The sequence below is a fragment of the Metapseudomonas resinovorans DSM 21078 genome (assembly GCF_000423545.1).
GTDB classification, from domain to species: Bacteria; Pseudomonadota; Gammaproteobacteria; order Pseudomonadales; family Pseudomonadaceae; genus Metapseudomonas; species Metapseudomonas resinovorans.
On record NZ_KE384030.1, the window covers coordinates 135,698 to 149,720 of the forward strand.

At 65.5% G+C, this 14,023-nt stretch carries 9 protein-coding genes; 7 read left to right on the top strand and 2 right to left on the bottom strand.

The genetic code is table 11. The annotated features are described in order from the left end of the window. Positions 1-124: 124 nt before the first annotated feature. From G559_RS0124005 to G559_RS0124035, 7 genes are all read left to right on the top strand, one after another. Positions 125-2,413: a YgiQ family radical SAM protein gene (locus G559_RS0124005; RefSeq protein WP_028630666.1), complete on the top strand. Its 2,289-nt coding sequence runs from the start codon at positions 125-127 to the stop codon at positions 2,411-2,413. A gap of 140 nt (positions 2,414-2,553) precedes the next feature. Beyond that, positions 2,554-3,789 (top strand): parallel beta-helix domain-containing protein, encoded by a 1,236-nt coding sequence (locus tag G559_RS0124010; protein ID WP_036997825.1) that lies wholly within the window; start codon positions 2,554-2,556, stop codon positions 3,787-3,789. Further along, positions 3,786-4,895, top strand: coding sequence for an SO2930 family diheme c-type cytochrome (locus G559_RS0124015; protein WP_028630668.1), 1,110 nt, complete (start codon positions 3,786-3,788; stop codon positions 4,893-4,895). The genes G559_RS0124010 and G559_RS0124015 overlap by 4 nt, the downstream gene beginning before the upstream one ends. A 265-nt stretch (positions 4,896-5,160) precedes the next feature. Continuing rightward, entirely contained in the window at positions 5,161-8,448 is a 3,288-nt protein-coding gene (locus tag G559_RS0124020) for a transglutaminase family protein (protein ID WP_028630669.1), read from the top strand. 92 nt (positions 8,449-8,540) lie between these two features. Beyond that, the gene (locus G559_RS0124025) at positions 8,541-11,039 is read left to right on the top strand and encodes a circularly permuted type 2 ATP-grasp protein (protein WP_028630670.1); all 2,499 of its coding nucleotides are present in this window, start codon (positions 8,541-8,543) and stop codon (positions 11,037-11,039) included. Beyond that, positions 11,039-11,974, top strand: coding sequence for a transglutaminase family protein (locus G559_RS0124030; protein ID WP_028630671.1), 936 nt, complete (start codon positions 11,039-11,041; stop codon positions 11,972-11,974). Before G559_RS0124025 ends, G559_RS0124030 begins: the two co-directional genes overlap by 1 nt. Before the next feature lie 185 nt (positions 11,975-12,159). Continuing rightward, complete coding sequence (locus tag G559_RS0124035; protein WP_028630672.1) at positions 12,160-13,011, top strand: mechanosensitive ion channel family protein; 852 nt, start codon at positions 12,160-12,162, stop codon at positions 13,009-13,011. 155 nt (positions 13,012-13,166) lie between these two features. Here G559_RS0124035 and G559_RS0124040 read toward each other — a convergent pair whose 3' ends face one another. Both G559_RS0124040 and G559_RS0124045 read right to left on the bottom strand, forming a co-directional pair. Next, on the bottom strand, positions 13,167-13,613 hold the full coding sequence (locus tag G559_RS0124040; RefSeq protein WP_036997827.1) for a GNAT family N-acetyltransferase: 447 nt from the start codon (positions 13,611-13,613) through the stop codon (positions 13,167-13,169). Positions 13,614-13,618: 5 nt separating this feature from the next. Next, positions 13,619-13,990 (bottom strand): thiol-disulfide oxidoreductase DCC family protein, encoded by a 372-nt coding sequence (locus G559_RS0124045; protein ID WP_028630674.1) that lies wholly within the window; start codon positions 13,988-13,990, stop codon positions 13,619-13,621. Between the last annotated feature and the right edge of the window lie 33 nt (positions 13,991-14,023).

Consider the following 14,023-nt stretch of genomic DNA (forward strand, 5'->3'; position numbering starts at 1 on the left):
ACTGTGTACGCCATTTCCTACAGGCTTGCATTCAGGTCTAGAGGAAACCTAGCGGCAGCGTCGGATTTGCTCAAATTTTGTGCTATATTCCGCGCCCCGTGAAAAAGCCCGCTGGTCAAAAAATATGCAAGCTGCGAAGCCGCTGTTCGACTATCCGAAGTACTGGGCCGAGTGTTTCGGTCCCGCACCCTTCCTGCCGATGAGCCGGGAAGAGATGGATCAGCTCGGCTGGGACTCCTGCGACATCATCATCGTGACCGGCGACGCCTACGTCGACCACCCGTCCTTCGGCATGGCCATCATTGGTCGCCTGCTGGAAGCCCAGGGCTTTCGCGTGGGCATCATCGCCCAGCCGGACTGGCGCTCGAAGGACGACTTCATGAAGCTCGGCGAGCCGAATCTGTTCTTCGGCGTGGCTGCGGGCAACATGGACTCCATGATCAACCGCTACACCGCGGACAAGAAGATTCGTTCCGACGACGCCTACACCCCTGGCGGACTCGCCGGCAAACGCCCGGACCGCGCCAGCCTGGTGTACAGCCAGCGCTGCAAGGAAGCCTATACCCACGTGCCGGTGATCCTTGGCGGCATCGAGGCCTCCCTGCGCCGCATCGCCCACTACGACTACTGGCAGGACAAGGTGCGCCGCTCCATCCTGATGGACGCCACGGCTGACATCCTGCTCTACGGCAACGCCGAGCGTGCCGTGGTGGAGATTGCCCAGCGCCTGTCCCACGGCCAGAAGATCGAAGACATCACCGACGTGCGTGGCACTGCGTTCATCCGTCGTGACACCCCCGCGGACTGGTTCGAGATCGACTCCACCCGCATCGACCGACCGGGCAAGATCGACAAGATCATCAACCCCTACGTCAACACCCAGGACACCGCTGCCTGCGCCATCGAGCAGGAAAAAGGCCCGGTAGACGACCCGCAGGAAGCCAAGGTGGTGCAGCTGCTGCCCAACCCGCATCTGACCCGCGACAAGACCGTCATCCGCCTGCCGTCCTTCGAGAAAGTGCGTAACGATCCGGTGCTCTACGCCCACGCCAACCGTGTGCTGCACCTGGAGACCAACCCCGGCAACGCGCGCGCCCTGGTGCAGCGCCATGGTGAGGTGGACGTCTGGTTCAACGCGCCGCCGATCCCGATGAGCACCGAAGAAATGGACTACGTCTTCGGCATGCCCTATGCGCGCGTCCCGCACCCCGCGTACGGCAAGGAGAAGATCCCGGCCTACGAGATGATCCGCTTCTCGGTGAACATCATGCGTGGCTGCTTCGGCGGCTGTACCTTCTGCTCCATTACCGAGCACGAAGGCCGCATCATCCAGAACCGCTCGGAAGAGTCGATCATCCGCGAGATCGAGGAAATCCGTGACAAGGTGCCCGGCTTCACCGGCGTCATTTCCGATCTGGGCGGCCCCACCGCCAACATGTACCGGATCGCGTGCAAGAGCCCGGAGATCGAGAAGCACTGCCGCAAGCCGTCGTGCGTCTGGCCGGGTATCTGCGAGAACCTCAACACCGACCACTCGGCGCTGATCCAGCTGTATCGCTCGGCCCGCGCGCTGCCCGGTGTGAAGAAGATCCTCATCGCCTCCGGCCTTCGCTACGACCTGGCCGTGGAGTCCCCCGAGTACGTCAAGGAGCTGGTGACTCACCACGTCGGCGGCTACCTGAAGATCGCCCCGGAACACACCGAGGAAGGTCCGCTGGGCAAGATGATGAAGCCCGGCATTGGCTCCTATGACCGCTTCAAGCAGATGTTCGAGAAATACTCGAAGGAAGCGGGCAAGGAGCAGTACCTGATCCCTTACTTCATCGCCGCGCACCCCGGCACCACGGACGAGGACATGATGAACCTCGCCCTCTGGCTCAAGCGCAACGGCTTCCGCGCCGACCAGGTGCAGGCCTTCTACCCGTCGCCCATGGCCAGCGCCACCGCCATGTACCACTCGGGCAAGAACCCGCTGCGCAAGGTCACCTACAAGAGCGAAGGCGTGAAAATCGTCAAGAGCGAGGAGCAGCGCCGCCTGCACAAGGCCTTCCTGCGCTACCACGACCCGAAGGGCTGGCCGATGCTGCGCGAAGCGCTGGAGCGCATGGGCCGTGGTGACCTGATCGGCAACGGCAAGCACCAGCTGATCCCGGCCTACCAGCCAGCTACCGACGAGTACCACAGCGCCCGTCGCAAGAACTCCACCCCGGCCGGCAGCAAGAAGGTCGGCAAGGTGCTTACCCAGCACACCGGCTTGCCGCCCCGCGCCAGCGACGGCAGCAAGCCCTGGGATAAGCGCGAGCAGGCCAAGGCTGCGGCCTTCGCCCGCAAGCAGGCGGAGAACAAGGCCGCTGCGTCCGAGAAGGGCGGTGGCAAGAAAAAGCCGGCCAAGCGGCCGGTAGCGCCGCGCTGATCAGAACGCCAGCCTTCGGGCTGGCGTTTTGTATGTGCGCGTAGCACTGACTTTTCTTACCAGTTCATCGGAAACTTCTTATCAGAAGGGTAATTGGCACTATAGTGCCAATATTAATAAGAAGAGTCCGGTGCCTGCCCATGCGTTCGATTTCCCTCCTGGCCCTTGCGCTCCTGATTGCCGGTTGCGGTGATCAGGGCGAAGCCCCCGTGGCCCATGCCGATTTCCAGAAAGACCTCCAGGCCCGCCTGATCAAGGCCAAGCCCGGCACCGTCATCGAGATCCCCGCCGGTATCTGGCAACTGGACCGCGGCCTCAGCCTCAAAGTGAGCGGCGTGACCCTCAAGGGCGCCGGCATGGACAAGACCATCCTCAACTTCAAGGGCCAGAAGGCCGGCGCCGAGGGGCTGCTGGTGGACGCCTCGGACTTCACCATCGAAGACCTCGCCCTGGAAGACAGCAAGGGCGACGCCCTCAAGGTGGTGGGTGGCAAGAACATCGTCATCCGCAACGTGCGCACCGAATGGACCAACGGCCCGGCCACCGAGAACGGCGCCTACGGCATCTACCCGGTGCAGACCGAGAACACCCTGATCGAAGGCGCAGTGGCCATCGGCGCGTCCGATGCCGGCATCTACGTTGGCCAGTCGCGTAACGTAGTGGTGCGCAACAGCCGCGCCGAGCGCAACGTCGCCGGCATCGAGATCGAGAACACCATCGGCGCCGACGTCTACGACAACGTCGCCACCGGCAACACCGGCGGTATCCTGGTGTTCAACATGCCCAACCTGCAGCAGCCCGGGCACGGCACCCGCATCTATCGCAACCGGGTCGAGGGCAACAACCACGACAACTTCGGCCACAAGGGCACTCCGGTGGCCAGCGTGCCGGCCGGTTCCGGCGTGGTGATCAACTCCAACGACGATGTGGAAATCTTCGACAACGACATCGGCCATCACCGCACCGCCAATGTCATCGTCAGCAGCTACTTCAGCACCGGCTACAGCGACCTTTCCACCAGCGAGGACTTCGACCCCTACCCAGAGCGCATCGCCATCCATGGCAATCGTTTCGGCCCCGCTGGCGACAGCCCCGACCACCTCGAACTGAAAGCCCTCAAACTCGCCAAGTTCGGCCTCAATGGTCGCCTGCCGGACATCCTCTGGGACGGCTACGTGAACCCCGCGAAACTGGTGAGCGGCAAGCTGCCAGCGGCACTGGGCATCTGCGTCGACAACGGTGCGGCCACCCTGGTCAACGTCGACGGCCCTAATAACTTCAAGAACATCAGCACTGACATGAGCGCCCACCGCTGCAAATTGCCGCCGCTGCCTGAAGTGGTGCTGGCCAGCGCGGTGGAGAACAAGGGCTCATGAGGCGCGCGCTCGGCCTGATGCTGGTGCTGCTGGCCGGCTGCGACCAGCAACCTGATCCGCTCTACCTGCCTGAAGGTGAGGCCTACCCGGAAAAACTCAGTGGCTGGGGGATGGTGCAGCGCGCCAACGGCCATCTGCAGCCGGCCGCCGAGGCCCTGGCGTATGACCTCAATACGCCGCTGTTCAGCGACTACACCCACAAGCTGCGCACCGTCTGGCTGCCGCCGGGCCAGGCCGCCCGCTATGGCGCGGAGCGCTTCGATTTCCCGGTCGGCACTGTGCTCACCAAAACCTTCTACTACCCGAAGGATGGCCAGGGCCGCCTGTTGAAGACCTCGCGTGATGAGCGCGACCCGGCCCAGGCGCTGGCGCTGGCGAAGGTGAAGCTGATGGAAACCCGCGTGCTGCTGCGTCAGCGGCAGGGTTGGGTGGCGTTGCCCTATGTGTGGGACGACGCGCAGCAGGACGCGACCCTGGAGTGGGCGGGCGCCAGCGCAGCTCTGGAACTGCACGACGAGCATGGGGGCACGCTGGCGGTGGACTACCAGGTGCCCGACGCCAACCAGTGTGCCGGCTGCCACGAAGAGCGCCACGGCGAAGGCGTTCAGCCCCTGGGCCCCAAGGCACGTCACCTGAACCGTGACCTGGCGTATCCGGAGGGTGTGGAAAACCAGCTGCAACGCTGGCAGCGCCGGGGGCTGCTGCAGGGGCTGCCGGCGCACGAGAACATCCCGCGCAATGCGCAGGCCAGTGCGCCGCGCCTGGGAGAAAGCCTGGAGCAGCAAGCGCGCAGCTACCTCGACATCAACTGCGCCCACTGCCACAACCCCAAGGGGCCGGCGCGCACTTCGGGGCTCTACCTCGACGCGGCCACTCCGCTGGGCATTCCCTACGGCCTGTGCAAGCAGCCGGTGGCGGCGGGCAAGGGCTCCGGGAATCGTCTGGTGGACATCCACCCCGGCCAGCCAGACGCCTCGGTGCTGATCTATCGAGTCGAGAGCACCGACCCCAGCGTGATGATGCCCGAGATCGGCCGCTCCACCGCCCACCGCGAAGGGCTGGAACTGTTGACGCGATGGATCGCCGGGCTGCCGAGAGGGTGTTGAGCCCCCACGGATGTCGTCGTGCTCGGTAGCTGCTTATACCCAATCAGCCTAACCAGCCTTTCGCGAATTCCCTTCTTCTTCATCTTCGGCCGCTAGGCTTGAACCTCACCCGTCGGCTGACCGCGAACCATTTTTGTGCGGCCGGTGCATTCGGGTGCACAGGCGGCCCTTTTCCGGTGCTCGGAGGGGCCGAAATTCACGGTTTGGGGGCTGGCACAAGTCTTGCGCGACTCCCAGCATCGCCCAGGCTCGCAGGAGGCACGCCGTGTCGATCCATGTCGCACTGCATCACGTCACCCACTATCGCTACGATCGTGAGGTCAACCTCGGTCCGCAGGTCATCCGTCTGCGGCCGGCACCCCACAGCCGCACGCGCATCCTCGGCTATTCGCTGAAGGTGGCGCCGGGCAAGCACTTCATCAACTGGCAGCAAGACCCCCAGGGCAACTACCTGGCGCGTCTGGTGTTTCCGGAAAAGACCCGCGAGTTGAAGGTGGAAGTGGACCTGGTTGCCGAAATGGCCGTGTTCAACCCCTTCGACTTCTTCCTCGAGCCCTATGCCGAGCAGATCCCCTTCAGCTACACCACCGATGACCAGCGCGAACTCGCGCCCTACCTGAGCCGCTTGCCGGCCACGCCCTTGTTCGCCGACTACCTCACGCGCATCGACCTCACGCCCAAGGGCAGCGTGGATTTTCTGGTGGCGATCAACCAGCAGCTGTCGCGGGATATCCGCTATCTGATCCGGATGGAACCCGGTGTGCAGAGCCCGGAAGAGAGCTTGAAGAATGCGTCCGGTTCCTGCCGCGATTCCGCCTGGCTGCTGGTGCAGATCCTGCGGCACCTGGGCCTGGCGGCGCGCTTTGTCTCCGGTTACCTGATCCAGCTCACCGCCGACCAGAAGTCCCTCGATGGCCCCAGTGGCACCGAGGTGGACTTCACCGATCTGCACGCCTGGTGCGAGGTCTACCTGCCGGGCGCCGGCTGGGTCGGCCTGGACCCGACCTCCGGCCTGTTCGCCGGGGAGGGGCACATTCCGCTCGCCTGCAGCCCGGAGCCGTCCTCGGCGGCGCCCATCAGCGGCGCGGTGGATGAAAGCGAGTGCGAGTTCTCCCACGACATGCGCGTCGAGCGGGTCTGGGAAGCGCCGCGGGTGACCAAGCCCTACAGCGACGAACAGTGGCAGGCCATTCGCGAACTGGGGGCGCGTATCGATGCCGACCTCGCGGCGGGCGACGTACGCCTGACCATGGGCGGCGAACCCACCTTCATCGCCATCGACTACCCCGACGACCCGGAGTGGAACACCGCTGCCCTGGGTCCGAACAAACGGCGCCTGGCCGCCGACCTGTTCCACCGACTGCGTGGGCACTATGCGGCCCAGGGCCTGGTGCACTTCGGCCAGGGCAAGTGGTACCCCGGCGAGCAGCTACCACGTTGGTCGTTGAACTGCTTCTGGCGCAAGGACGGGGAGCCTGTTTGGCAGGACCCGGCCCTGTATGCCGACGAAAGCCGTAGCTACGGTGCCGACACCCGTCTCGCAGCGCGCTTCCTCAGTCGCGTGGCCAACCGCCTCGGCGTATCGGGCGAGCATCAGTTTCCGGCCTTCGAGGACTGGCTCTACTACCTTTGGCGCGAGCGCACGCTGCCGAGCAACGTCACGCCGGAAGATGCCCGCCTGGCCGACCCGCTGGAGCGCGAGCGCCTGCGCCGGGTATTCGAACGCGGCCTGGGCGAGGAGGTTGGCCAGGTGCTGCCGCTGGGACGCAACGCGGCCGGGGACGCCTGGGAAAGCGGTCGCTGGTACCTGCGCGATGAGCATTGCCGGTTGATCCCCGGCGATTCACCCCTGGGCTACCGTCTGCCGCTGGATTCCCAACCCTGGGTCAACGAGGCGGATTACCCCTACGTGAACCCGGCAGATCCCAGCCAGACCTTCCCGCCGCTGCGCCGTTCGGCGCTGATCCGTGAGCAACTGCGTGATGGCGCGCCGGGGGCTCAGGGTGATTTCCGCGAGCCTGTCCGTCACCAGTCTGCAGTCGGCATCACGCGCACCGCCCTCTGTGCCGAACCCCGCGAAGGGCGGCTCTACCTGTTCATGCCGCCCCTGGGCGAGCTGGAGGCCTATCTGGAGCTGGTGGCGGCCATTGAAGCCACGGCCGGCGAACTGGGCTGCCCGGTGCTGTTGGAGGGCTACGAGCCGCCCGGCGACCCGCGCCTGACCAACTTCCGTGTCACCCCCGACCCCGGTGTGATCGAGGTGAACATCCATCCTTCGGCCAACTGGGACGAACTGGTGGAGCGCACCGAATTCCTCTACGAGGCGGCGCGGCAGTGCCGGCTGTCCAGCGAAAAGTTCATGGTCGACGGCCGTCACGTCGGGACTGGCGGCGGCAACCACTTTGTTCTGGGGGGCGCCACCCCGGCGGATTCGCCCTTCCTGCGCCGACCGGACCTGCTGCGCAGCCTGATCAGCTACTGGCACAACCATCCGTCGCTGTCCTACCTGTTCTCTGGCCTGTTCATCGGCCCCACCTCCCAGGCGCCACGGGTGGACGAGGCGCGCAACGATGCGCTCTACGAACTGGAAATCGCCTTCAGGCAGATGCCCGAACCCGGCACCGACTGCCCGCCTTGGTTGGTGGACCGGCTGCTGCGCAACCTGCTGGTGGATGTCACCGGCAACACCCACCGCGCCGAGTTCTGCATCGACAAGCTTTACTCGCCGGACAGCAGCAGCGGTCGTCTTGGCCTGCTGGAACTGCGCGCCTTCGAGATGCCGCCCCATGCACGCATGAGCCTGGCCCAGCAACTGCTGCTGCGGGGGATGGTGGCGCGTTTCTGGGACGAACCCTATACGCCACCGAAACTGGTGCGCTGGGGGACTGAGCTGCATGATCGCTTCCTGCTGCCGCACTTCGTCCAGCAGGACCTCGAGGACGTGGTCCACGAGTTCAACGCCGCGGGCTATCCCCTGCGCGCTGAATGGTTCGCACCGCACTTCGAGTTCCGCTTCCCTAAATACGGCGATTTCCAGGTCAAGGGTATCGACCTGGAGCTGCGCCAGGCCCTGGAACCCTGGCATGTACTGGGAGAAGAGGGCGCCAGCGGCGGTGCCGTGCGCTATGTGGATTCCTCGCTGGAGCGGGTTCAGGTGAAGGTCACCGGCATGCCGCCGGACCGTTATGTGCTCACCTGCAATGGCGAGCCAGTGCCGTTGCGGCCCACCGGGCGGGGCGGCGAATTCGTCGCCGGTGTGCGCTACCGCGCCTGGCAGCCGGCTTCCTGCCTGCAGCCCACCATCGGCGTTCACGCGCCCCTGGTGTTCGACCTGGTGGACACCTGGATGCAGCGCTCCCTGGGCGGCTGCCAGTACCACGTCGCTCATCCTGGCGGACGCAGCTACGACAGCTTCCCGGTGAACGCCTACGAGGCGGAAAGCCGGCGACTGGCGCGCTTCTTCCGCCATGGGCACACACCGGGCAAACTGCAGGTCACTCCACCTCGAGCCGACGACGAACTGCCCATGACCCTGGACCTGCGTCGCCGCTAAACGGTGCGCGTGGCGCCCCGGCCGCCGGTATGGCGGCCGGGCGTCGCGCTGTCCGCTAAAGTTTCCCTGCTGCCCATCTGCCGAGCCCTTTGATGTCCGATCTGCTAGCCAACTATCCCCTGACCGCCACGGCCTACCACGAACTGCTGGATGCCGAGGGCCAGGTGCGCCCGCACTGGAAGCGCCTGTTCCAGCAGCTCGAGCGCAGCAGTCCGGCGCAGATGCAGCAGCGTCAGGAATTGCTGGCGCGGCAGATCCAGGAAAATGGCGTCACCTACAACGTCTACGCCGATCCCAAGGGCACCGACCGCCCCTGGGAGCTGGACCTGCTGCCCAACCTGCTCTCGGCCGAAGAATGGCAGCCTATCGCTGCGGGCGTGGCGCAGCGCGCGCGCCTGCTCAATGCGGTGCTGGCCGACCTCTATGGCGAGCAACGCCTGTTGGCCGAAGGGCTGTTGCCCAGCGAACTGGTGTACGGTCATCCCAACTTCCTCTGGCCCTGCCAGGGCGTGCAGCCGCCGGGCGGCATTTTCCTGCACAGCTATGCGGTGGATCTGGCCCGCGATGCGGACGGCCGCTGGCATGTACTGGCCGACCGTACCCAGGCGCCCTCCGGTGCTGGTTATGCCCTGGAGAACCGGCAGATCGTCTCCCGCGCCTTGCCGGAGCTGTACCGCGACCTGCGTGTGCAGTACCTGGCCGGCTACTTCCGCACCCTGCAGGAAACCCTAATCCGCCAGGCCCCCAGCGATGGCGAGACGCCCCTGGTGATTCTGCTGACCCCCGGCCGCTTCAACGAAACCTACTTCGAACACCTCTACCTTGCGCGCCAGCTTGGCTTCCCGCTGGTGGAGGGCCACGACCTGACGGTGCGCGACGCTACCCTCTACCTCAAGACCCTTGGCGGCCTGAAACGCGTCCATGCCGTTTTGCGTCGCCTCGATGACGACTACTGCGATCCGTTGGAGCTGCGCACGGACTCGGCCCTGGGCGTGCCCGGCCTGCTGGACGCGGTACGCAAGGGGCGGGTGCTGGTGGCCAACGCCCTGGGCAGCGGTGTGCTGGAGTCGCCGGGGTTGCTGGGCTTCCTGCCGAAGGCCAGCCAGTATTTGCTGGGCGAGAGCCTGCTGTTGCCCACCGTGGGCACCTGGTGGTGCGGCCAGGGGCCGGTGCTGGGCAAATCGCTGGAGGGCTTGGCCGGACTGGTGATCAAACCAGCGTTCCCCAGCCAGAGCTTCGAGCCGCTGTTCGGCCATGCCCTGGAAGACGGTGCGCTGCTGGCCCTGCGCAAGCGCCTGCAGGCCCATCCCCATGCCTATGTCGCCCAGCGCATGGCACAGCTGTCCCAGGCCCCGATCTGGCAGGGGAATGGAGCAGCGGGGGAAATACAGTCGCGGGCCATCGGTATGCGCGTGTTCGCCGTGGCCAGCGCCGATGGCAACTATTGGGTCATGCCCGGCGGCCTGACGCGGGTGGCTTCGGCGGCGGACGCCGAGGTGGTTTCCATGCAGCGCGGTGGCGCCAGCAAGGACACCTGGGTGCTGGCCGACTTGCCGGTCGTAGGCGAGCCGTTGCGCCCGCGCACCCTCGGCGTGCGCGACCTGATCCGGCAGGACCCCTATCTGCCGTCGCGGGTGGTGGAGAACCTCTACTGGTTCGGCCGCTATGGCGAACGCTGCGATGACGGTGCGCGCCTATTGCGCGTGGTGCTGTCGCGATACGTGGATGCCGACGGGGATGAACGGGCGCTGCAATCGGCCCTGCAGTTGGCTGGCGCCATTGGCCTGCTGCCCCCGGGCGAGGAACCCCTGGAGCAGCGCTTGCTGGCGGCGCTGCTGGACGACGAATGGCCGAGCAGCGTCAGCGCCAACCTGCGCCGCCTGCATTGGGCCGCGGCTCAGGTCCGTGGCCGGCTGTCGCGGGAGAACTGGCACGCGGTGCTGGAGCTGCACCGCGAGGCCCAGGCGCTTGATCCGAAACGCACCGATCTGGGCGAGGCCCTGGAGTTCCTCAACCGCCTGCTGATGTCCCTGGCCGCGCTGTCCGGCTTTGCCCTGGATGACATGACCCGCGACGATGGCTGGCGCTTCCTGATGATCGGCCGCCGCATCGAACGGGTGCAGTTCTATGCCGACAGCATCGCCGGTTTCCTCGAGGGCGGAGACGCCTGGGATCAAGGTGCCCTGGAGTGGCTGCTGGAACTGGGCAACAGCACCATCACCTACCGCTCGCGCTACCTGGCTTCCCCGCAACTGATCCCGGTGCTCGATCTGCTCCTGCTGCACGAGCAGAACCCCCATGCCCTGCGCTTTCAGTTGCAGGCGCTGGAGCGCTCGCTGGGACGCCTGCACCTGGAGTTCGGCGCGCCCCAGGAGCTGGTGCTGAGCGGTTTGATCGGGCGCCTGCTGGCCTTCGACCTGGCCACCCTGGAAGACCCGTTGTTCGGCAGCGAGAGCCTGGATGAGGTGCTTGCCGGGCTGGCTGGCCTGCTGCGGGAGATCGCGCAGAACGTCGGACTGGTCTCCGATCGGCTCGGATTGCGCTATTTTGCCCACGTCGACGACGTCAGCCAGCAAACGGTATCCACCTGATGCGTGCACAAGCCCACTCCATCGCCCCCGTGCAGGGTGCCCGCTACCAGGTGTTCCACGACACCCACTACCGCTATTCGGCGCCGGTGTCGTTGTCCCAGCAACTGGTACACCTATGGCCGCGGGACTGCCCGTGGCAGCAGTGCAGCGGCCAGCAGTTGCTGGTCACCCCCGAGCCGACCTTGCGCCAGGACCTGCTGGACGTGTTCGGCAACCCGCTGACGCGCCTGGCTTTCGAGCGTCCCCACGACGAGTTGCAGGTGAATACCCGCCTGCAGGTCGAGGTGCTGCCCCATGGCCCGTCGGACCTGGCCGCCTCGCCACCCTGGGAGCTGGTGCCGGCAACCCTGGCATACACCGGTCGGGCGTTGTCACCCACTGAGCTGGACGCCTGCCGCTACCGGGTGGAATCGCCCTACGTACGTATCAAGCGCCAGTTCGCCGAGTTCGCCGCGGGCTGCTTCCCCGCCGGCAGGCCGCTGCTGCAGGGCACGGCGGCACTGATGGAGAAGATTTTCAGCGAGTTCGCCTTCGATGCCGAGGCGACCCAGGTGGCGACGCCGCTGACCGAAGTGCTGGAGCGCCGTCGTGGCGTCTGCCAGGACTTCGCCCACCTGATGCTGGCCTGCCTGCGCTCCCGTGGGCTGGCGGCGCGCTACGTCAGCGGCTACCTGCTGACCCAGCCGCCCCCCGGCCAGCCGCGCCTGATCGGTGCTGATGCCTCCCACGCCTGGGTCTCGGTGTATTGCCCGCGCAATGGCTGGGTGGACTTCGACCCCACCAACAACATCCTGCCCAACCTGGAACACATCACCCTCGCCTGGGGCCGCGATTTCTCCGATGTCTCGCCCCTGCGCGGCGTCATCCTCGGCGGTGGCAGCCATGACCCGGAAGTGCGGGTGACCGTCATGCCGCTCTGGGAACTCGCGATCTGACGCCTTGCCCTTCGTAGGATGGCTGGAGCGGAGCGATACCCATCAGGTGCGATCAATGGGTTTCACAGGCCCGCAAAGCGCCGCTGGCTCCATCCTGAATGAAGCTCACTGCGCCGTCGGCAAGCACTTTGCCGGCGCCGTGCTAGCTTTTTCGGGGCCACTTCTCTCCTGCAAGGTGCTTTGCCATGGATGAAACAACCCTCGTTAATGTAGGTACCGAGAAGGTCAGCGCGTTCATGACCACGGTCACGCAGTACGCCACCACCTTCGGCATCAAGATTCTCGCGGCGATCGCCTTCTGGGTGGTCGGTCGCTGGCTCATCGGCTTTGCGGTCGGCCTGGTCCAGCGCTCCCTGGAGCGGCAAAAGGTTGACCCGACGGTGCTGCGTTACGTCGGCTCGTTCATCACCGTGACCCTGAACATCCTCCTGGTGGTGGGTATCCTCGGCTTCTTCGGCATCCAGACCACCAGCCTGGCGGCGCTGATCGCGGCGGTCGGTCTGGCCATCGGTATGGCCTGGTCGGGGCTGCTGGCCAACCTGGCGGCGGGCGGCTTCATCATCGTCCTGCGGCCGTTCAAGGTGGGGGACTTCATCAGCGCCGGCGGCGTGGTTGGCACGGTGAAGGAGATCGGCCTGTTCGCCACCACCATTAACACCCCGGACAACGTGATGACCCTGGTGGGCAACAACAAGATCTTCAGCGACAACATCCAGAACTTCAGCCACAACACCTTCCGCCGGGTCGAGTTGAAGGCCCAGCTCTCCGGCGCCGCCGACTACCAGGCAGCCGTGGCGTTGCTCAAGCAGCGTATTGCGGCGATCCCCAACGTGCTGAGCGATCCGCCGGTGGATGTGGAAATCCTTGAGTTCAACCTGGTGGGTCCGGTGCTGGCGGTGCGTCCTCATTGCCATAACGACAACTACTGGCAGGTGTATTTCGATGCCAACCGGGTGATCAAGGACTCGCTGGGCGGTGCCGACTTCCCCGCGCCGATGCCGGCGCAGACCATCATCATGCAGCAGCCGCAGGCTTGACCTGTGGCAGGCCTTCGGCCTGCTTGGCGAATGAACTCGCCCCTACAGGAAACGCGCTCAGCCTAACCTTGGCATGGTCCGCACCCTATCCCTTCTGGGAGAGGGTGTCGGAAAGGTGGACCGGTGACGCGTGGTCCACGCTACGGGGCCGCCGCTCAGTCCTTGCGCAGATGCAGGATCGGGAACGGCTTCCCCGAACCATCCACTTCCGAGCGGTCGTACTGCACGAACCCCAGGCGCAGGTAAAAGCCCACCGCCTGCGGATTATGTTCGTTCACGTCGACGCTGCGCGCGCCAAGCGCCATTGCGTGCTCCATCAGCGCGCGACCGATTCCCTGGCCGCGTTGGGCCGGATCGACGAAGAGCATCTCCACCTTCGTCCCGTCGGTGCCGACAAAGCCGGCAATGCAGCCATCGGTATTCCGCAGGCAGGCAAGCTCTACCGAATCCAGGTAGGCATCCCGTACCAGGGGCTTGAAGAACTGGATGTCGTCTTCGCAGAGGAAGTGGTGGGTGGCGCGTACGGCGCCTTCCCAGACCTCCACCAGGCGTTGGCGGTCGGTGGGAGAGAGGATCGTCAGGGTTTCGATTGCAGGGGTCATCCATGTCACCAGTGATGCTTGGCCTTGTTCCAGCGATACAGCAGGCGGGCGAAGGCCTTGTAGGCAAGTTGCGCGAGGCCGTGAATCACCGGCAGGGAGAATAGCCACGCCTTCCAGCGTTCTCGCGGCGAGTGGCGCCAGAGCACGATGAAGGCGTCCATCCCCATGTGCTTGACGCCCAGTTCGTCCACCAGGTGCAGACGTTCGCGGACGTACTCGAGATTTTCGCCGATTTCCTCCACCGCGCTGTTGTCCTGGTGGATATCGGCCCACTCCACCTGGCAGGCGGTGGTCTTGCCCATCTGGCCTTCGATCCCGGCTTTGCACACCGGGCAGGCGCTGTTGTAGTAGACCTTGATCCGCTCGTCGTCTTCCATGGGGCGCTCCTGCTCATGGGTTCGTCCCGACAG

Coding starts and splice junctions, on each gene's coding strand:
- G559_RS0124015 (WP_028630668.1), top strand. CDS start 3,786: ATGAGGCGCGCGCTCGGCCTGATGCTGGTGCTGCTGGCCGGCTGCGAC.
- G559_RS0124025 (WP_028630670.1), top strand. CDS start 8,541: ATGTCCGATCTGCTAGCCAACTATCCCCTGACCGCCACGGCCTACCAC.
- G559_RS0124005 (WP_028630666.1), top strand. CDS start 125: ATGCAAGCTGCGAAGCCGCTGTTCGACTATCCGAAGTACTGGGCCGAG.
- G559_RS0124030 (WP_028630671.1), top strand. CDS start 11,039: ATGCGTGCACAAGCCCACTCCATCGCCCCCGTGCAGGGTGCCCGCTAC.
- G559_RS0124035 (WP_028630672.1), top strand. CDS start 12,160: ATGGATGAAACAACCCTCGTTAATGTAGGTACCGAGAAGGTCAGCGCG.
- G559_RS0124045 (WP_028630674.1), bottom strand. CDS start 13,990: ATGGAAGACGACGAGCGGATCAAGGTCTACTACAACAGCGCCTGCCCG.
- G559_RS0124010 (WP_036997825.1), top strand. CDS start 2,554: ATGCGTTCGATTTCCCTCCTGGCCCTTGCGCTCCTGATTGCCGGTTGC.
- G559_RS0124040 (WP_036997827.1), bottom strand. CDS start 13,613: ATGACCCCTGCAATCGAAACCCTGACGATCCTCTCTCCCACCGACCGC.